This window comes from Sphingomonas zeicaulis (assembly GCF_050433225.1).
In the GTDB taxonomy this organism is placed as follows: domain Bacteria; phylum Pseudomonadota; class Alphaproteobacteria; order Sphingomonadales; family Sphingomonadaceae; genus Sphingomonas_D; species Sphingomonas_D zeicaulis.
Window position 1 is genome coordinate 339,749 of sequence record NZ_JBNPXQ010000001.1, and the last position, 18,482, is coordinate 358,230.

The 18,482-nt window shown below is 65.8% G+C and carries 16 protein-coding genes and 1 other annotated feature; of the genes, 6 read left to right on the forward strand and 10 right to left on the reverse strand.

All coding sequences use genetic code 11. From position 1 onward, the window contains the following. Nucleotides 1–36 precede the first annotated feature (36 nt). On the reverse strand, nt 37–1,080 hold the full coding sequence (locus FHS96_RS01750; RefSeq protein WP_429587557.1) for a sugar phosphate isomerase/epimerase family protein: 1,044 nt from the start codon (nt 1,078–1,080) through the stop codon (nt 37–39). Then, nucleotides 1,080–1,466 (reverse strand): c-type cytochrome, encoded by a 387-nt coding sequence (locus tag FHS96_RS01755; protein ID WP_429587558.1) that lies wholly within the window; start codon nt 1,464–1,466, stop codon nt 1,080–1,082. The genes FHS96_RS01750 and FHS96_RS01755 overlap by 1 nt, the downstream gene beginning before the upstream one ends. A gap of 106 nt (nt 1,467–1,572) precedes the next feature. Here FHS96_RS01755 and FHS96_RS01760 point away from each other — a divergent pair, with 106 nt between their 5' ends. Next, entirely contained in the window at nt 1,573–2,733 is a 1,161-nt protein-coding gene (locus tag FHS96_RS01760) for a Gfo/Idh/MocA family protein (RefSeq protein ID WP_429587559.1), read from the forward strand. 145 nt (nt 2,734–2,878) lie between these two features. Further along, a complete protein-coding gene (locus FHS96_RS01765; RefSeq protein WP_429587560.1) occupies nt 2,879–3,343 on the forward strand; it encodes a hypothetical protein in 465 nt (154 codons plus the stop codon). A gap of 117 nt (nt 3,344–3,460) precedes the next feature. Here the strand turns inward: FHS96_RS01765 and FHS96_RS01770 are convergent, their stop codons facing one another. Next, entirely contained in the window at nt 3,461–3,946 is a 486-nt protein-coding gene (locus FHS96_RS01770) for a hypothetical protein (protein ID WP_429587561.1), read from the reverse strand. 216 nt (nt 3,947–4,162) lie between these two features. Between FHS96_RS01770 and FHS96_RS01775 the strand changes: the two genes are divergently transcribed. Next, on the forward strand, nt 4,163–5,575 hold the full coding sequence (locus FHS96_RS01775) for a calcium-binding protein (protein WP_429587562.1): 1,413 nt from the start codon (nt 4,163–4,165) through the stop codon (nt 5,573–5,575). A gap of 67 nt (nt 5,576–5,642) precedes the next feature. Here the strand turns inward: FHS96_RS01775 and FHS96_RS01780 are convergent, their stop codons facing one another. After that, the gene (locus tag FHS96_RS01780) at nt 5,643–7,901 is read right to left on the reverse strand and encodes a TonB-dependent receptor (RefSeq protein ID WP_429587563.1); all 2,259 of its coding nucleotides are present in this window, start codon (nt 7,899–7,901) and stop codon (nt 5,643–5,645) included. A gap of 375 nt (nt 7,902–8,276) precedes the next feature. On the opposite strand from FHS96_RS01780, the gene FHS96_RS01785 reads away from it, so the two are divergent. After that, nucleotides 8,277–10,358 carry a TonB-dependent siderophore receptor gene (locus FHS96_RS01785; protein ID WP_429587565.1) on the forward strand — a complete coding sequence of 694 codons (2,082 nt, stop codon included), beginning with the start codon at nt 8,277–8,279 and terminating at the stop codon, nt 10,356–10,358. Nucleotides 10,359–10,389: 31 nt separating this feature from the next. Here FHS96_RS01785 and FHS96_RS01790 read toward each other — a convergent pair whose 3' ends face one another. From FHS96_RS01790 to FHS96_RS01810, 5 genes are all read right to left on the reverse strand, one after another. Next, on the reverse strand, nt 10,390–11,328 hold the full coding sequence (locus FHS96_RS01790; RefSeq protein ID WP_429587566.1) for an STM4011 family radical SAM protein: 939 nt from the start codon (nt 11,326–11,328) through the stop codon (nt 10,390–10,392). Beyond that, nucleotides 11,328–12,671: an STM4012 family radical SAM protein gene (locus FHS96_RS01795; protein ID WP_429587567.1), complete on the reverse strand. Its 1,344-nt coding sequence runs from the start codon at nt 12,669–12,671 to the stop codon at nt 11,328–11,330. The genes FHS96_RS01790 and FHS96_RS01795 overlap by 1 nt, the downstream gene beginning before the upstream one ends. Then, a complete protein-coding gene (locus FHS96_RS01800) occupies nt 12,668–13,510 on the reverse strand; it encodes an STM4013/SEN3800 family hydrolase (protein WP_429587569.1) in 843 nt (280 codons plus the stop codon). The genes FHS96_RS01795 and FHS96_RS01800 overlap by 4 nt, the downstream gene beginning before the upstream one ends. After that, nucleotides 13,507–14,628 carry an STM4014 family protein gene (locus FHS96_RS01805; RefSeq protein WP_429587571.1) on the reverse strand — a complete coding sequence of 374 codons (1,122 nt, stop codon included), beginning with the start codon at nt 14,626–14,628 and terminating at the stop codon, nt 13,507–13,509. Before FHS96_RS01805 ends, FHS96_RS01800 begins: the two co-directional genes overlap by 4 nt. A 157-nt stretch (nt 14,629–14,785) precedes the next feature. After that, complete coding sequence (locus FHS96_RS01810) at nt 14,786–15,718, reverse strand: STM4015 family protein (RefSeq protein ID WP_429587572.1); 933 nt, start codon at nt 15,716–15,718, stop codon at nt 14,786–14,788. Nucleotides 15,719–15,918: 200 nt separating this feature from the next. Here FHS96_RS01810 and FHS96_RS01815 point away from each other — a divergent pair, with 200 nt between their 5' ends. Together FHS96_RS01815 and FHS96_RS01820 are read left to right on the forward strand one after the other, a co-directional pair. Continuing rightward, nucleotides 15,919–16,227, forward strand: a complete 309-nt coding sequence (locus FHS96_RS01815; RefSeq protein ID WP_429587574.1) for a hypothetical protein — start codon at nt 15,919–15,921, stop codon at nt 16,225–16,227. After that, nucleotides 16,214–16,269, forward strand: a sequence feature (sul1 is cis-regulatory element that is thought to sense ions involved in sulfur or methionine metabolism; They are found in Alphaproteobacteria). It overlaps the preceding gene by 14 nt. 93 nt (nt 16,270–16,362) lie before the next feature. After that, nucleotides 16,363–17,859 (forward strand): SulP family inorganic anion transporter, encoded by a 1,497-nt coding sequence (locus FHS96_RS01820; protein WP_429587576.1) that lies wholly within the window; start codon nt 16,363–16,365, stop codon nt 17,857–17,859. A 15-nt stretch (nt 17,860–17,874) separates the two neighbouring features. On the opposite strand, the gene FHS96_RS01825 is transcribed toward FHS96_RS01820, so the two are convergent. After that, entirely contained in the window at nt 17,875–18,450 is a 576-nt protein-coding gene (locus FHS96_RS01825) for an Imm42 family immunity protein (protein ID WP_429587577.1), read from the reverse strand. Nucleotides 18,451–18,482: the final 32 nt, after the last annotated feature.

The following is an 18,482-nucleotide window of genomic DNA, read 5'->3' on the forward strand; positions in this document are numbered from 1 at the left end:
TTCTTGTTCTTATGAGTCAGGACGGCGGGTTTTCCTTCACGCCAGCCCCAGCCAGCGCCTATTGTCGGCGGGGTCGCTGCCGCCGGCGAAATCGTCGAACGCGCGCTCCGGGCGGCGGATCATATGCGCCTCGATGAACGGCGCGCCCTCGCGCGCGCCGTCTTCGGGATGCTTCAGGCAGCATTCCCATTCGAGCACGGCCCAGCCCGCATAGTCATATTGGGTGAGGCGCGAGAAGATGCCGGTAAAGTCGACCTGCCCGTCGCCAAGCGAGCGGAAACGGCCGGGGCGATCGACCCAGTCGGCATAGCCGCCATAGACGCCGGCGCGGCCGGTGGGGTTCAGTTCCGCATCCTTGACGTGGAACATGCGGATGCGATCATGATAGATGTCGATGAACTGCAGATAGTCCATCGCCTGCAGCACGAAATGGCTGGGATCGTAGAGGATGTTGGCGCGGGCATGGCCGCCGACCGCATCGAGGAAGCGCTCGAACGAGATCCCGTCGTGCAGATCCTCGCCCGGATGCAGTTCGTAGCAGAGATCGATGCCTTCCTCCTCGAACGCGTCAAGGATCGGGCGCCAGCGCTTGCCGAGTTCGGCGAACGCCTCGTCCACCAGCCCGGCAGGGCGCTGCGGCCAGGGATAGATGAATGGCCACGCGAAGGCGCCGGAGAAGGTGGCGTGCGCCGACAGGCCGAGCCGGCGGCTGGCGCGCGCGGCGAACTTCAACTGCTCGACCGCCCAGGCCTGCCGCTCGGCAGGCTTGCCGCGCAAATGGGCCGGCGCGAACGCGTCGAACGCCTGGTCATAGGCAGGGTGGACCGCGACGAGCTGGCCCTGGATATGGGTGGAAAGCTCGGTGATCTCGACGCCTGCCTCGCGGCAGCGGCCGGCGAGTTCGTCGCAATAGGTCTGGCTTTCGGCGGCGAGCGCCAGATCCATGCAGCGCGGATCGTTGCTGGGCACCTGCACGCCCTTGTAGCCGGCGGCGGCCATCCAGCGCGCGGCATTGTCGAGCGTATCGAAAGGCGCCGCGTCACCCATGAACTGCGCGAGGAAGATGGCAGGCCCGCGCATCACTTCGCCGCCGCCTTGAGATAGGCGATGATCGCTGCGCGTTTCGCCGGATCAGGCGTGGCGATCGGCATGCGGGTTCCTGGGACCTTCTTGGTCGGACCAGCGAGATAGGTGTCTAGCGTCGCCTCGTCCCAGGTCAGCTTGGACGATTTCATCGCCGGGGAATAGTTGAAGCCCGGCAAGGACGCGGCCGGACGGCCGACGACACCGTAGAGGTTGGGGCCAAGTCCGCTCTTCGCGCCTTTCTGCACGACATGGCAGGCGCGGCATGCTGCGAAGGCCGGCGGCGCGGCCGGGGCTGCGGTCTGCGCGCTGATGGGTGCAAATGCCGCAACGCCCGCCAGGGCGCCGACGGAACACAAAAGAATGCGGATCGGCTGGCTCATCCTCGACTCTCGACTTCTGTTTATCGTTGGCTTCAATTTACCGGTAAACTATGCAGGATCAAGGCGGCTCGAAAAGATTGTCGACTGGAACAAGGAAGGATGGAAGATGGCGAAAGGTCGTAAGCTGCGGCTGGGCATGGCAGGCGGTGGCGAAGGGGCGTTCATCGGCGCGATCCATCGCGCGGCGGCGGCGCTGGACGGGGACTGGCAACTGGTTGCCGGCGCATTCAGCAGCGATGCGGCGCGCAATGCGCGTTCGGGCGAGGCGCTGGGGCTGGACGAGGCGCGCGTCTACCAATCCTTCGAAGGCATGCTGGCGGCGGAACAGGCGCTGCCCGCCGACGAGCGCATCGATGCGGTCGCAATCGTCACGCCCAACCATCTCCACATGCCGATGTCGGTCGCAGCGCTCGGCGCCGGCTTCCACGTCATGTGTGAGAAGCCGATGGCGCTGAACCTGGCGGAGGCTGAGGCGATCGCGGAGGCCGCGGCGGCATCGGGCCGCGAATTCGCGCTCGCCTTCACCTATAGCGGCTATCCGCTGATCGAAGAGGCGCGGGCGCGGGTGGCGCGCGGCGATTTCGGCAAGATCCGGCTGGTGCAGGTGGAATATTCGCAAGGCTGGCTGAGCCGCGCGATCGACCGTGACGGCAACCGCCAGGCCGAATGGCGCACCGATCCGGCGCGCGCGGGCCTCGGCGGCTGCCTGGGCGACATCGGCACGCACGCCTTCCACCTCGCCGAGCATGTATCGGGGCTGCGCGTTGAATCGCTGTGCGCGGATCTGACCACGCATGTCGAAGGTCGCCAACTCGACGATGATGTCGCGATGCTGCTGCGCTTCGCCGGTGGTGCGCGCGGCGTGCTGAAGGCGACGCAGGTTGCGGCGGGCGACGAGAATGGCCTCAAGCTGCGCGTGCATGGCGAAGAGGGCGGCCTCGAATGGTCGCAGATGGAACCCAACACGCTGGCGCTGCGCTGGCTCGACCGCCCCGCCGAACTGGTCCGCGCTGCCGGCCCCGGTCTCGCCGAGACCACCGCGCACCGCCTGCGCACCCCCTCGGGGCACCCCGAAGGCTATATCGAAGCCTTCGCCAACCTCTACCGTGCCTTCGCCACCCGCATCCGCGTGGGCGATGGCGCGGCGGAGTCGGCGCTGGGCGCTGCAGACTGGACGCCCGGGGTCGCGGACGGGCTGCGCACGATGCACTTCGTGGAGCGCACGATTTCGAGCGCGGGCTCGGAGAACAAGTGGACGGTGGTATAGCGCACCATCTCCTCCCGGGCCTCGCTCGGGGAGGAGGGGGCGCCCTCGGCCACGTCGCGACACGATATAGTCACAAATAAGATCAACCATACGCTGTGATGGAAGCGGTGATATATTTGTCGCGGAGATCCTGGCGGAGGTTTGCATGAGTTGGATTGTTGGGCTGGCGGTTGCTCTGGCCACGCCGCAGCCTGCTGTCGGTGACCCCGCGCCGTCGGACCAGATGGTCGGTAGTATTGAGGAGGATCTCGATCGGCTGGCGCAATCCGACGGTCTGTTCGTGGTCAACCGTAAGGGCGATGGCACTCGCAGCGAGAAGCGCGTCCGGAGAGTGAAGGTGGCGAACTGTCTTTTGACCTTCCAGACCGAGACGCTGCCAGATGGCGGCATCGTCGTTGGCGGGGCGCTGCTGAGCGAAGGCAGCGCGATCCGATTGACCGGAGCGTCGGGCGAGATCGAGATCCACGGTCAGGACGCATCCAGCCGCGCGACGATCCGCGCGGCGCGGTCCGCGGACATGGTGATGGCATCGCTGCAGGCGGTTCAGCGCAAATGCGCCAAGCCTGCGATATTGTTTCCTGCTCCGGGTGATCGCGCGCGGGAAGAATAGGCGCGGAGGACGGGCGGGCGCGGTGCGCGACCAAAGCAGCCGTCTCAGCCACAACCGATCGCATGGCAGAGCGGTGTCTTGGCGATGTCGAAAGGCCCGTCCGATCGTCTCTCGCCCTCACCGATCCCGCGTTTCACCCTTCGCAATCCGGTCCGCATCCGATCCCGGTGCCGCCACCGGGATCGCGGCGAGGTCGATCAGGTGAACGGGCTTCGGGCACGCCTGCAGGAAGCACATCCTTATAGTCACTCCTGCGCCCACGCCACCACCGGGCGGCGGCGCGCTCAAGGTGATACGCATCGGGTCCGGCCCTGCAGGTGGAGCTGAGGTGGTCAGGCGTGGGCCGGGGCGGGCACGGCCGCAGACGATGATCGCGTCGGGCATCATCGGGTCGGCGTCGTCATCGCAGTCGAGCGGCATCTGGCGGACGTGGTAGAATTGCTTTGCGGTCTCGATCATTGCCGCGGCGGTGCTGCCGTCCGCCGGCTGGGCCTGGGCCGCCGCGGGCAGGGCGATGATTGCGAGCCCAGCCGCGAGCAGCGCGGGTGCGGTGGGGCCGCGCTGCCGACTCGGCCGATGCGGATCAGGTGTCAGACTCGGCATTCGGTCGCCCTCGGCTTGTGCATCGCTGGCCGAGCGTGACATGCGCCACCCGCCTGCGCCAGCGCGATATCATGCTTCGACGCTGTTCTGTGGCATCTTCCTCAGATCATTTCGCGATGCCGTTCTATTCTGCGTAATAGCATGTCCAAGCAAGTTGCGCTAAGAAAAGGCTGGGCGCAGGAGCCCTGAAAAATATGATGGCGAGGAGTGGGAAGGATGGGGTTCATTAGCGGCTATGATGTCGTCGTTGACCGGGCAACTGGTCGACTCGACCTGACGATTGGCTATGTGGTCGCCGGCGCCTATTATCCGGAGATCGGCGAGTTCGGCGAGTATCTCTACTCGTCGGACTGGACGGGCACCTATGTCGAGGAGACTGTGCCGGGGCAGCGCCTGTTCCAGGGCGGTCGTTATCAGGAGATGGATGGCAATGCCACCGCCGGGCCGCTTGCGCTCGGGCTCGATCCGAACCCGGCCGGCGCGCGCACCTATCTACTCAGCTTCTACGCAGTGGAAAGCACGGGCGACAGCAGTGACGACGTGATGCAATATTTCCAGGTGCAGAGCGCGGCCTATCTTACCACAGGGGTGACGCTGGTCGGTCGCGACTCGCCCGATGGGATTTTCCCCAGCTTCGACATCTTGATCGGCGGCAGCGGTGCCGATCTGCTGCAGGGGCTCGCAGATGATGATTATCTCGATGGCGGCGCGGGCAATGACCGACTCGAGGGCGGTGACGGCAATGATGTGCTCGACGGTGGCGACGGCCGCGACGTGCTGGTCGGTGGCGCAGGCGACGATCTCTATATCGCCGGGCTGGGCGACACCTTCATCGAGTTGCCCGGCGGCGGCAATGATCGGGTGGAAACCTATGCCAATGCGCTGACCTTGGGCGACAATGTCGAAACGCTGGTGCGGCTGGGCGATGCGAGCTTCCGCGGCACCGGCAGCGCAACCGCCAACACGATCATCGGCGGTGGCGGCGTCGACATCCTCGACGGTGCCGCGGGCAGCGATGTGCTGCAGGGCGGCGCGGGCAACGACACGTTGGTCGGCGGGCTCGGCAGTGACGTGCTCGACGGTGGCGACGGGTTCGACACCGCGGATTACAGCGCATCCAACCTGGGGCTCTCGGTCAACCTCGCGCTCGGCATCGTATCGGGCGGGCAGGCCACGGGCGACACATTGATCAGCATCGAGGCGATCAGGGGTACCGCCTTCAAGGACATCCTGCGCGGCGATGGTGGGATCAATGCGATCTACGGCAATGACGGGAACGACGATCTTCGCGGCGGCGGCGGCAACGACATCCTCGTCGGCGGCGGCGGCATCGACTGGCTGGCGGGCGAGGCGGGCAATGACCGGCTGGCCGGCGGCGCCGATACTGACGTCTTCCTGTTCGGCGGCAATGGCGGTCGCGATGTGATCACCGATTTTGGCGCTGGCGCCGCCTCGGGCGACCTCATCCGCATCGGGCCGGGGCTGGCGTTCGACACGTTCGAACAGATCATGGCGGTCACGTCACAGGTGGGCGCGGATACCATCATCCGCTTCGACGCGAGCAATTCGATAACCCTTCTGGGGGTGACGATGACCGACCTCAATGCAGGCGATTTCCTGTTTATTTAGCAGCGCGGCTTTACCTCCCCGAGTTTTGCTCGGGGAGGTAAAGAAGTGGCACCCTGGTCTTTTGTGGTCATCGGAATTTTGTCCGCACATTCATCCCGATGGTCCGCGGTGTCGCGCTCGTCACCGCGTAGGAATTGATGAATGCCGATCGTGTCGCGCGGTTGATGGCGATCGAGTCGAACAGGTTGTTGACGAACAGATAGGCGCCCCAGCGCCCGTCCGATGCTTCCACGCCGGCGCGGAGATTGGCGAGCGCATAATCCTTCATCTCCACCCGGTTGGGGTTGGTGGGACGGAACTCGCTGTAAGATTTGCCGAGGTAATTGGCATCGGCGCGCGCGTAAACGTCGAGCGTCGACGAAACCGGCCGTTTATATTCCGCGCCGATGCTCGCCTGCAGGTGCGGGATGAACGACAGGCGATCGCCCTTGCGGCCCGCCCCGACGATGAAATCATTGACCTGGTCCGCCGTCAGCTCGGCATCGAGGTAAGTAAGCGTGCCGAACAAGGTCAGCGCGTCGGTGGGGCGGCCGTTGATCTCCAGTTCGCCGCCGCGCACGCGCGAGGCGCCGACATTCGTGATGTAGGAATAGAAGCCGTTGGGCGTGGTGCCGCTCACCTGCATATTGTCCCAGTCGATCTGGAACAGCGCGCCGTTGATCGTCAGGCGCCGACCTAGCCAACTCGTCTTGAGGCCAAGTTCGTAATTCCAAAGCGTATCGGATTCATATGCAACGAGATTGTCGGGCAATCCGATTGTCTGGTTGGCGCCGCCGGGGCGGGTACCCTCCGCCGCCAAGCCATAGACCATCACGTCTCGGCTGACCTGATATTCGGCGTTGAACTTGAACAACCAGCCGCTTTCCTCGCTTTCCACCAGATAGCGTGGCCGCAAGGGGGCGGAGAGCACCGCCCAGGCGACGTCGGTGGCGCCGGTGATCTCGCGATCATAATGATAATAGCGCGCGCCCGCGGTGATCGTCAGCGCTGTGATCGGCTCGATCGAGACTTCGCCGAACCCCGCCTGCTGCTTGTAATGATCGTTGACGAAACGGTGGTAGAACACCTCCAGCGGGTCCACCGGCGTGCCGGTGACGAGGTCGCCGCGCACCGTCTGGCTGTCGACGCGGTTCTTCCGATCCTCGAGGAAGCCGCCCGCGGTCCAGTTGAACCAACCCTCGCCGTTCGAACTGACTCGGAATTCGTGCGTCCAGTCCTTGGTCCAGCCCGGCGTCTGAAAGGCGGCGGGGATGAAGCCGTCGAGATAGGCGTAGAAATCGGTGACGGTCGCGCCGTCGCACGCAGCGCCGCGATTGAAGATGCGCGCGCAGGCCGCGGGCGTACGCTGGGTCAGCACCACGAAGGTGTCGTCGCCCGAGGTGTAGGTGACCTTGCGGTGCTGGTAGGATGTCACCGCGGTCAACGTCACCGGGCCAACATCCCAATTTGCAGTCATGTTGTAGATCTGGCTGCGGTCGCGATAGGGCAGCGAGATATAGTTCTGCATCTTGTAGCGGCCGACCTCCGGGTTCCAGGTGTAGGAGGCAGCGTTGGTGTTCTCGATCAGCACGCTACCGTCCACCGTCAGCCCCACCGCCGGGGTTAGACGGGCCAGCAGGCGGCCGCCGGTAGCCTTGTAGTCATTGATATTGTCGAGGCCGAGGCGAACATTGTCGATATAGCCCTCATTGTCGCGGCGGTAGATGACGGCGCGTACCGCGAGCAGATCGTCGACCACGGGCAGGTTGACCATCCCGTTGATCGCATAGTTGAACCCGCCATAGCTTGTGTCGCTGATAGTCGCGTCGGCGGCGCCCTCGAACTCGAAGGCCGGCTTCTTCATCAGCACGCGCACCGCGCCGCTCATCGCGCTGGCGCCGTAGAGCGTGCCCTGCGGGCCGCGCAGCACCTCGACGCGCTCGACATCGAACAGCGAGAAATCGGGGGTGCGGCCGCCCGCATCGCTGCCGGTGCCGACATTGCCGGCGATCGGCGTCTCGTCATAATAGAGGCCGACGGTAGGCTCTCCCGCGGCGAGGATGCCGCGCAGGCTGAGGCGGCGCATGCCCGGCCCATTGTCCTGGATGCGCAGGCCCGGCGTCATCTTCTGGAGGTCGGTGATGTTGGTAGTGCCGGTATTGGCGAGCGTTTCCGCGCCAATCGCGGTGATCGCAAGCGGCGTATCCTGGACGGTCGAAGTGCGGCGCAGCGCGGTGACGACAATGTCCCCGGGTAAATCCTTGGCTGCAGCTTCAGGCTCTTCCTGAGCGGAGGCGGATTCAGATAATATAAAAAGAGAAACTGCAATGATTGCGCCGCCGGTCATGCAGAATAATCGCCGGTTAAGCCCGAAATCAGGATATTTGCCGATCATATTGTAAGCCCCCTTGCCGATTTATCTTCAGGCAAGGCCCCGTGCGACTATGCGTCGTCGTGGGACGCGTTCCTCATCCCTTGGCGATACGCTATCGCTCGTCTGTCATCGGCTGGTCATAATAAAGCGTGCGAGGCGCCATAAGCGGCAACGGTTGCGCCGGGTGCATGCGGTACGGGCAGATTCTCTACTCCCTGCTCCACTTTGCGTAACGATGCCGTTGCCGTGCACCAATCCCTTCTGGAATACCTCTGCATTGCGACAGCATCGCAATAGCGCTAGTGCGCCGAGCTGTCAGGAATGACTCGCAGTTACAAGGGGTGGAATATGCAGGGGTTCAGACGGGCGGCGCTTGCCGGCGTGGCGCTTTCGATGCTGTGGAGCAATGTCGCGCGGGCGCAGGAGCCGGCACCGGCGGACGAGGAGGATGATCGCATCATCGTCACCGGCCTCGTCACGCAATCCTATGCCGGCACAAAGACGGATACGCCGCTGATCGAAACCCCGCAGCCGATCACCGTGGTGACGGAAGAGATGTTCACCGCGCAGGGCGCGGTCAGCGTGTCGGATACGCTGAACTATGTCGCGGGCGTCACCGCCAACACCTACGGCCCCGACTCGCGCGTCGACGGCGCCACGGTGCGCGGCGTCGATCCGCTGCAGTTCCGTGACGGCATGCGCGACATCTTCAGCTATTATGCGAGCATCCGTTCGGATCCGTTCAACTTCTCGCGGATCGAGCTGGTGCGCGGCCCCGCCTCGGTGTTGTTCGGGCAGGGCTCGATCGGCGGCATATTCAACATGGTCTCCAAGACGCCGGAGTTCGAGACGCGCGGCAGCATCGACCTCGTCTATGGCAGCTTCGATCGCAAGGAGGCCTTGGTCGACGTCACCGGGCCGCTGGTCGACGGGCTCGCCGGGCGGATCGTGGCGCGGGTGCGCGATTCCGGCACGCAGGTGGATCATGTGCCCGGCGATCGCGTGATGATCGCGCCATCGCTTACCTGGCGCGCGAGCGACACCACCGAGATCACCTTGATCGGCCTCTATCAGGAGGATGATGGCGGATCGACGTCGCAATTCCTGCCGATCGTCGGCACGCTCTACCCCAACGGCACCAATCCACGGCTGCCCAACAATAGCTTCATCGGCAAGCCGGGCTGGGATCGCTATGATGGTCGCCTGCTGCAGGGCACCGGCATCGTCCGCCAGCAGCTCGCGGCGGATGTGACGCTGAACCTCAAGGCGCGCTACATCGATAGCGACCTGACCTATTTCACCCATTATCCGGACAGCTACAGCAACCCGGCCAACCCCTATGTGGAGGGTACTGGCGGCCGCGTGATCGGCCTGTACAGCGATGGCAGCATCGCGCGGATGAACGTGTTCTCTACCGACAACAATGTGCAGGCCAGGTTCAACACCGGCGCCGCGATCGAGCACACATTGCTGGCGGGCATCGACTATAGCTGGAACGAGGTCACCAAGCGTGGCGGCTTCGGCTATGAGTTCATCGATATCTACGACATCGATTATGACGCGCTGACCATCCCGACGCTCGATCAATATGCCACGCGCGAAACGCAGAAGCAGCTCGGCGCCTATGTGCAGGATCAGCTGCGCTTCTGGGATCGCGTTTCGGTGGTGCTGGGCGCGCGACGCGATTGGGTGCGGACCGGATCGGACAGCAGCGACACCCGCAAGGACCACGCCACCACCTTCCGCGCGGGCGTCATCGGGGAGATCGGCGCGGGCTTTTCGCCCTTCTTCAGCTACACCGAATCCTTCTTCCCCATCGCGGGCGTGAACAGTTCGGGCAACGCCTTCGTGCCCCAGCGCGGCACGCAATATGAGGCGGGGATGAAATGGCAGCCCGACGCCTGGACTCTGGTGACGGTGACGGGCTTCCACATCAAGGAAAGCAACCGCCCGATCGACGATCCGTCGACGCCGAGCCCCACCGATCAGACCCAGTCCGGCGAACTGACGACGCGCGGCTTCGAGATCGAAGCCTCACGCAACCTGCCGGGCAATTTCGACATCCTGCTGAACTATGGCTACAACAAGCTGAAGGCGAACGACAACGCCTCCGCCTTCAGCTACCTGCCCCGCAACACCGCCTCCGCCTGGGGCACCAAGACCTTCAAGGTGGATGACGGCCTGTCGCTGCGCCTTGGCGCGGGCGTCCGACACAACAGCTCCAGCACCTCCGTCGGCTCCTGGACCATCCGCACGCCCGCCTACACCTTGGTCGATGCGGTCGCCTCGATCGAATATGGCGACTGGCACTTCGCGCTCAACGCGAACAACCTGCTGGGCGAGAAGTTCTACGCGTCGTGTTTGGCGCGCGGGGACTGCTTTATTGGCGCGGATCGGAATATTCGGGCGACGGTCGGGGTGCGGTTTTGATCGAGACGGCGGGCCGGTTTCCGGCCCGCCTTTACACGCCGACGACCGTTTTGCCCGGCTGAGCTTGTCCACCCAAAGCGGGATGCACCACGATCCTGCGCGCCACATTGTCCCGCACTGGCGCTGCCGCCCGTCGTTCCACCATCCCCGCTCCAAACACCTCCGCCAGCGCCAATTCCTTCAAATGGCTGTACCCGATATGGCAGTTGCAGCTCAGCTTCGGGCACGTCCGCGGGCGTAGCGCCTGCTCGAACGCCTCATCGTAAATATTGCCGATCGGCGTATCGACGAAGTGGCACCGCCGGGCCTCGCCGTCGCCGCGGACCGAGATCGCGGTTTCGCCCGCGGCGCAGGGGCGGCCAAGGCTGGGCCAGGCGCGGTTGTTGAGTTCGAACAGGGGGTCGACTGCCACCAGCCGCTCCACCTCGGCCTCGGTGTAGCAGCCTTGCAGCGCTTCTTCCGCATTGATCCAGAGATAGGCGTTGGCGGGAAGGTCGGCGCGGAGGCGTTCGATTTCGTCGAAATGTTGGCGCAGCGCGACCACGCCGACGCTGTAGCGCACGCCCATCGCCTCCATCGCGTGAATGCGTTCGAGGAAGCGGGGGCGGTTGGTTTCGCCCGGGTGGTAGGTGGTCCAAAACGCCGCCGAGCGGCGGTCGCAATCGGCGATCCAGTCGATCGGGGTCGAAAGATTGGTCTGCACCGCCACCGTCTGAACATGCGGCGCATGGCTGAGGCGGGTGATCGCGTCGCGATAGTGGCGGCGGACCAGCGCCTCGCCCCACGGCGTGAACAAGATGGCGAGCGGATAAAGGCGGGCGAGCGCCCAGTCGGTGAAACGCTTGAGCTGCGCGCGGTCGGTCGCCAGGGTCGCGCGGCTGTCCTTGCGCTTGGCGAAGGGGCAATAGCTGCAGGCATAGTTGCAGCTCGAAAGCGGGCCGCGCCACAATATGGTGAGCGCGGGGTCCATCAATCGATGCTCGACGCCCGCATCAGCGCACGCACCGCATCCGAATAGAAAAGCGGTGGGATCGCGTCCGAATGTTCGAGGCCGCTTTCGGTCAGCCGGATCGTGCCGGCCTGCATGTCGATCAGCCCCATCGCGTCGAGCGTCGCGAAAGCGGCGAAGGCCTGTTGCGGCGCCTGGCCGAACAGGGCGGCGAAGCGCGCCGTGTCCAGCCCGTCACGGTGGAGCAGCGACTTCAGCACGAAGCGCCGCATCGCCTCGTCCGGCGTGATCGCGATGCCGTGATGCGCGTGGCGAAACGCCCGATCGTCGCTCGCCGCGAAATCGTCGAGAATGTCGAGCACCCCGCGCCGCGTCACTGCATAGCGCGAACTATAATGCGCGTGCCGCGTATAGGATCGCGCGCCGGTGCCGAGCCCGAGTACGCCATCCTCCTGGCAGGAGAATTCGCTGTCCGCCGCCACGCCGTCGCCAGTTGCCGGCCGCCGGAACGCGCGCATCGAAACCTGCTCATAGCCTTCCGCCAGCAGCAGATCGCGCGCCGTGCGATAGAGGGTGCGGCGATGCTCGTCCTCCACCGACACGCGCCGGTCCAGCCCGGTGCGCGCGCGGACATAGAGCGGGTAGAGGAACATCTCTTCGGGCGCCCAGGCCAGCGCGCGGCGGATCGAGTGGGTGAGCGTTTCGGGCGTCTGGTTGGCGGCGCCATAGATCAGGTCGATGTTGAGCCGGCCGAAGCGGTGCGCGCGGATCGTGTCGAGTGCCTTCGCGACGCCCGCCGGATCCTGTGGCCGGCCCATCGCGCGCGTCTCCGCCTCGACAAAGGATTGCACCCCGATGGAGATGCGATCGAAGCCGCGCTCCGAAAGCAAAGCGATCGTTTCGGGCGTCGCCGTCTTGGGCGAGGTCTCGATGCCGGCGGAAACGCGCGCGGGATCGCCGTTCAGCCGCGTCCCGATCCGATCGAGCAATCGCCCCAGTACCCGCGCGCCGAGCAGGGTCGGCGTGCCGCCACCGATCGCCATCTGCGCCGGGCTGACCGCGCCCAGTTCGTCGCGCGCGGCCTCGATCTGGCGGTCGAGCGCGGCGAGATACTGTTCCGTGCGCGCATCATCGGGGTTGGCGGCGGTGAACAGGTTGCAGAAGCCGCAGCGCATCTCGCAGAACGGGATGTGGAGGTAGAGGAAGATGCGGTCCTTGCGCTCGTCCGCCCACAGGTCGCGCAGCCGCGGCGGCGCGTCGAAGCTGCGATAGGCGCTCTTGTGCGGATAGCCATAGGCATAATCCTGGTAGAGCGGGCCGAGATCGGCGGGCGCCGGGCGGGCGAGGGCGGCAAGGCTGCTCATGCGGGCACCATCGTTCGTTGCGGCAGCAGGGTCTGCGCATAGGGCACCTCCCACACCGCGGGGTGGCCGATGCGGTGGCCCTGATAGCCATCCTCGCCGAAGGTGGTGCCATGATCCGAACAGAGGATCGTCAGCACCGGCGCGCGCGCCTGAAGCGCGGCGAACAGCGCCGGTAGCTGCCGGTCGACTTCGGCGAGCGCGGCGCGCTGGCTCTCGGCGGAATCCTGCTGGCCCTCGCCGCGATAGAAATGGTGCGGCGGGTGGCAGGCGGCGATGTTCACGAACAGGAACAGGCGCTGGTCCGCGGGTTGCGCGACGACGCGCTCCACCGCGCGGCCGATCTGGTTCGCGGCGGAGTCGCGGCAGGCGACGCCCAGATCCTCATCCCACCAACTCTCGTGGAACAGGCCGGGCAGCACCGATCCCAGCGCCGAGCGCTTGTTGAAGAAGCCGGTGCCGCCGATGCAGATCGTGCGATAGCCATGGCCGGCGAAGCCTGAGACGATATCCGGCGTGTCGAACACCAAGGTGCCGCCGCCCGTGGTTTCGCTGCCGGGGAAGCGCGCCGCGAATAGTCGGTCATGCGCCGCCGGGTCCGCCTCACGCGGGACGGCGGGGGTGGGGAGGAAGCCGGCGAAGAAAGCCTGGTGCGCGGCGAAGGTGAAACTGGCCGGCGAGTGGCGCTTCTCCCAGCCGCCGCTGGGCAGGATCGCGGCGAGGTTGGGCGTCTCGCCGGCGGCAAGCGCCTCGGCGGCGACGTCGAACCGCAGCGTATCGAACGTCATCAGCAGCAGGTCGTGCGTGCCGAGGCAGGCGGCGGCGTCGATCCTCATCGTCATGCCGCGTGCCGTGCCGGGCGGGCGACATGCGCGTCAAGCCGGGCGCGGATGCGCTCCACCTGCGCCTCGTGGGGGGAGAGGCCGTCTATGCTGAGTTCCTTCACGAAATCGCCGAAAATATTGGCCTCCAGCACAGCGTGGCGGCGCCCGTCGGCGAGCATCGCGATGTCGACGCCGAGCGCGTGGCTGGCAGGGAAGGCTGCTGCGGTGGCGCGCGCGGAAGTGAGCAAGGCCTCCCATGCCGCCGTGCCGATGCGCGCGATCAACGGCGCCACCGGCCCACGCTCGCCGCCGAGGTGGAGGTTGGTCATCGGATGCCGGCTGGTCCGGAGCACGGGATAGATCGCGCCACCCTCCACCAGCACCAGCCGCAGGTCGGCGACGCGGCCGGCAATGCCGATCTTGGGCAACCACGCCTCGACATGCAGCCCGAGCGGCGCGAGCCGGTCGATCAGTTCCGCGATGGCGACGCGATCGGTGAGACGGCGGACGGCACGGGTGGCATGGAGGCGGTCCTGCGCGTCGAGGGTTGCGGTGGTGACGGCCTGCCAGCGCTCCCCGGCACGGGCGAGCGCGACCATCCCCGCCGCTGCCGAGCCGTGGCGCAGCTTGACGAAGACGCGACGCGTGCCGGTCGCAGCCATCGCCGCGGCGAGCGCATCGAAACCGGCGATGTCGGGCAGGACGGGCGGCGTGGGGATGCCGGCGGCGGCCAGGCGGGCGAGCGTCGCGGTCTTGTCGAACGCCAGCGTGGCGTCCGTGGCGGAGGTGGAGATCAGCGCGCCCTGCGCCGCGGCGATGGTCTCTGCGGTAGCGATGCCGGCGGCGATGCCGGCGGCGAGGTGCGAGGGCGCGCCGATCGCGCCATCGCCAAGCGCCGCCTCGTCCTGCGGGGCTCCGCCGGCGCGATAGAGCGCGGCGAGGGCGGCGGGATCCTGGTCGGGGCTGTCGATGCGGAGATAGGTGCCGGGCCCGAGCATCTCGGCCAGCGCGGCGGGGCGGGCGAGGAAGTCCGTCCACGAAAGCGTGCGCGGCAGGGCGCCGGTGCGGGCGAGGCAGGCGGTGGCGAAGGCATCATGGCGGGGGCCGCTGGCGGGGCCGAGGGTGGTGATGTTCACGCGATGGACAATGATTCTAATCGTTTTCCGGAAAGCGGAATTGGTTGAGATGCGCGCGTAAAAAGCCCTCTCCCGCGAAGTGCGGGAGAGGGCTTTTTACGCGGCTCCAGCCCAAAGATGTGAATGCCCTTCCCTGAAGCGGAGGGGTTGAAAATTGTCACTCCGAAACCGCGATATAAAAGTGCGGCTTCCCGTCCCAATCGTCGGGCTTCTGCGGTTCGTCCGCCACCAGGTTCGGCGTCGCGGCGCGCAGTTCCGCGAGCACCGGCTCTGAGACATAGTGGAACGAGATATCCAGCTTCTCCAGCCGGCCGAGCTTGCCCGACCCGATCAGCGCACGGGCGCCATCGTCGCTCAGCGTGCCCATCGACAGGTCGAGCGTGTTGATCCGGTCGAGGATCGGCGCGGTCGCCAGCGCTTCGGCCAGCGCGTCGCTATATTCGCTGTTGCGTAGGCCGAGCGTTTCGAGCTGCGGGAACAGCTTGCCTTCCAGCAGGTCGGCGAAATCCGCGACCGAGGTGTCGGCGCCATAATCGTCGGAGCCAAGCCACAGCTCGAAATGGCGGATCGGCGCCTCGGCGGCCAGCGCCTCGCGTACCACCGTCGCGGGCAGGCCGCCGGTCTCTATGCCAAGAATCTCCAGCGTCGGATGGACGATCTTGCCCAGCGACAGCTTGTTGCCGCCGCGCACGCGGAACTCGGTAAGGTGCGGGAATGCGGCCCAGATCCCGGCATAGCTGGCCTGCTCGATCCACGAGATCTCATTCTCTTCGGAAATGATGTCACCGAAGAAGAGCGCGGAGAGGTTCGGCAGCTTGTCGCGATTGGCGATCAGGGTCTCGATCGTGCGCGCGGGGTTGACCTCATAGGTCTCGCCATTTTCCGCCCACAGCCCGAAGATCAGGGCCTGCGTCGCCTCGACGCCCGGTTCCTTGATCAGCAGTTCGAGCAGGTCGGTCAGGCTGTGCTCGCCATCATAGACGCAGCGCAGGCGGGGGGCGGTGGCGGCGAAATCCTTGATGTCGCCGGGCTCGTTGAAATCCGCCACCGGCTTGCCGGCAAATTGCGTCAAGTTGCTGTGAACCGTCATGAATCTCCGCTCCACCAATGTTGTCGGGCGGCAGGTGGACGGTGTGCGCGGGCGCTGTCAACGACGGTACGATGACATGCGCCGGATCGGGCATGGAGCGAGATGGCGATGCGCGATAGTCGGATGAGATGGAGGCGACCTGGCCAATGGTGCCGTGCCGATGCGATAGGGGCCGCGCGGCACCAAGGACGAGAGGAGCGATGCGCGGAGGCAAGGGACTGACGCGAGCGGTGCTGGCGATCTACATTGCCTGCTTCTCGATCGGTGCGTTCAACCATGCGCGTGATTTCGCTGCGTTCGGATGGCGGCGCTATCAGGGTGTGGCGCTGCCGATCGAAGCTTTCTGGTCCGCGCTGATCCTCCTCAGGCACTTTTCCTGGGGTTCGTCCTCGGATCGGTCGGGGCTCTTTGGCGACGGTGAAGGCCAGGCATCCGGCTCCGGCATCCGCCCCCTTGCCCGCACCACATATCCGCCGCTAATCCCCACGCCATTCGCAAGGACCCGGTGAGAATCCGGGTGGCTCTTCCGGCCGCCGATCCGCCGGACAACGCATGGCGCCGCACCGGCGTCGCAGGCTCACCCGAAAACAGCGATCTGATCATGCAGGCGCGCGTGCGTCTGCCGGGTGGGCGAAGTGGTGGACATGGCAAACAGTTTCAATCGACAGGCGAACACATGGTTCGCGGGCGCCGCGGGCATAAGGCGTGACGTTCTGGCGGGCGTGGTCGTCGCGCTCGCGCTCATTCCCGAGGCGATCGGCTTTTCGATCATCGCCGGCGTCGATCCGCGCGTCGGGCTCTATGCATCGGTGGCGATCGCGGTGACGATCGCGTTTCTGGGCGGGCGGCCGGGGATGATTTCCGCCGCCACAGCCGCGGTCGCGGTGCTGGTGGGGCCGCTGGTGCGCGAACATGGCGTCGACTATCTGTTCGCCGCGACGATCGTGATGGGGCTGATCCAGATCGTCGCGGGGCTGCTGCGGCTGGACCTGCTGATGCAGTTCGTCTCGCGATCGGTGATCACCGGCTTCGTCAATGCGCTGGCGATCCTGATCTTCATGGCGCAATTGCCGCAACTGATCGGCGTCGGCTGGCAGACCTATGCGATGGTCGCCGCCGGCCTTGCGATCATCTATCTCTTCCCGCGGCTGACCAGGGCGGTGCCGTCCCCGCTGGTCGCGATCCTCGTGCTGAGCGCCGTCGGCATCGGCTTCGCGCTGCCGGTCAACACGGTGGGGGATATGGGAGCGCTGCCGCAGGGGCTGCCCAGCCTCGCGCTGCCGCAGGTGCCGCTGACTTGGGAGACATTGCGCATCATCGCCCCCTATGCGGTGACGATGGCGGCCGTCGGCCTGCTCGAATCGCTGCTGACCGCGCAGATCGTCGACGACATGACCGATACGGACAGCGACAAGAAGCGCGAATGCATGGGGCAGGGCGGCGCCAACATCGTTTCCGCCTTGTTCGGCGGCATGGGCGGCTGCGCGATGATCGGCCAGTCGGTGATCAACGTCACCTCCGGCGGGCGCGGGCGGCTGTCGACTTTGGTCGCGGGCGCTTTCCTGCTGTTCCTGCTCGCGGTGCTCGGGCCGTGGGTGGGGCGCATCCCGATGCCGGCGCTGGTCGCGGTGATGATCATGGTCTCGATCGGCACCTTCAGCTGGAACTCGATCGCCAATCTCCGCCGCCACCCGCCGACCTCGTCGATCGTGATGCTGGTGACGGTGGCGGTGGTCGTGGTGACGCATGATCTGGCGCGTGGTGTGCTGGCGGGCGTGCTGCTCTCCGGCATCTTCTTCGCCGGCAAGGTGCAGCGCATGTTCGCGGTGGAGCGCAGCCTGGATGCGGACGGCGCCACCGCGCGCTATCGCGTGACCGGCCAGATCTTCTTCGCCTCGGTCGACCGCTTCACCCGCGCCTTCCACGCGGAAGACAGCGCGCGCACGGTGGTCATCGATGTTTCCGCCGCCCATTTCTGGGACATTTCGGGCGTCGCCGCGCTCGACCGCATCGTCGCCCGCTTGCGCCGCGACGGCCGCGCGGTCGAGGTGATCGGCTATAACCGCGCAAGCGCCGACATCGTCGACCGCTTCGCGCTGCACGACAAGACCGGGGTGGAGACGGGGGCGGTGCCGCACTGAGGGGCGGCGGGCATTTCAAATGCGCTGCGCTTCCCTCGCAATCGCCTCCCGCTCCCGCGCGGACCACGCCAACCACTCGGACAGGGTGGCGTAAAACGCGTCCGCATCCATCCATGCCTCCCGAATGGACTCGTGCCGTTCGTGCGGCGTTTCCGCGTTGACGAAGGCGATGATCCGAACGCGGTTGCCGACATCGAACTGGAGAATATGACTGCCATCATCGAACGCCTCGTCGCCGTCCGGAGCCCAGGTCGACCCACTCGCGTATAAAGCGTCAACAAAGGTTCGCTGGGTCTGCCCGAAATAGTCGGTTCGTGGCGTATCGCGATAGATCGCATCGAGAAAGGCATCCACGATGTCGGCGGCGGCGATATCGGTCAACATCGGCATAAGGTGGGCGCCGCGTCGTTGCCGCCGGTTTTTCACGGCATTGAACGAGCAACCGAGCATCGACGCATCCGGCGCCCTGACACCGAAGCTTCGCCCGCCGAGGTGGATGATGAAAAAGCCCAAAGCCATTTGAGCGCTGCTCGCCGGCACCGCGCTGATTTCGCTCTCGATGGCGAAGAGGTTGCAATCTCCCACGATCATCCGATGCATCCCCATCGTTTTCTCGGTGATCT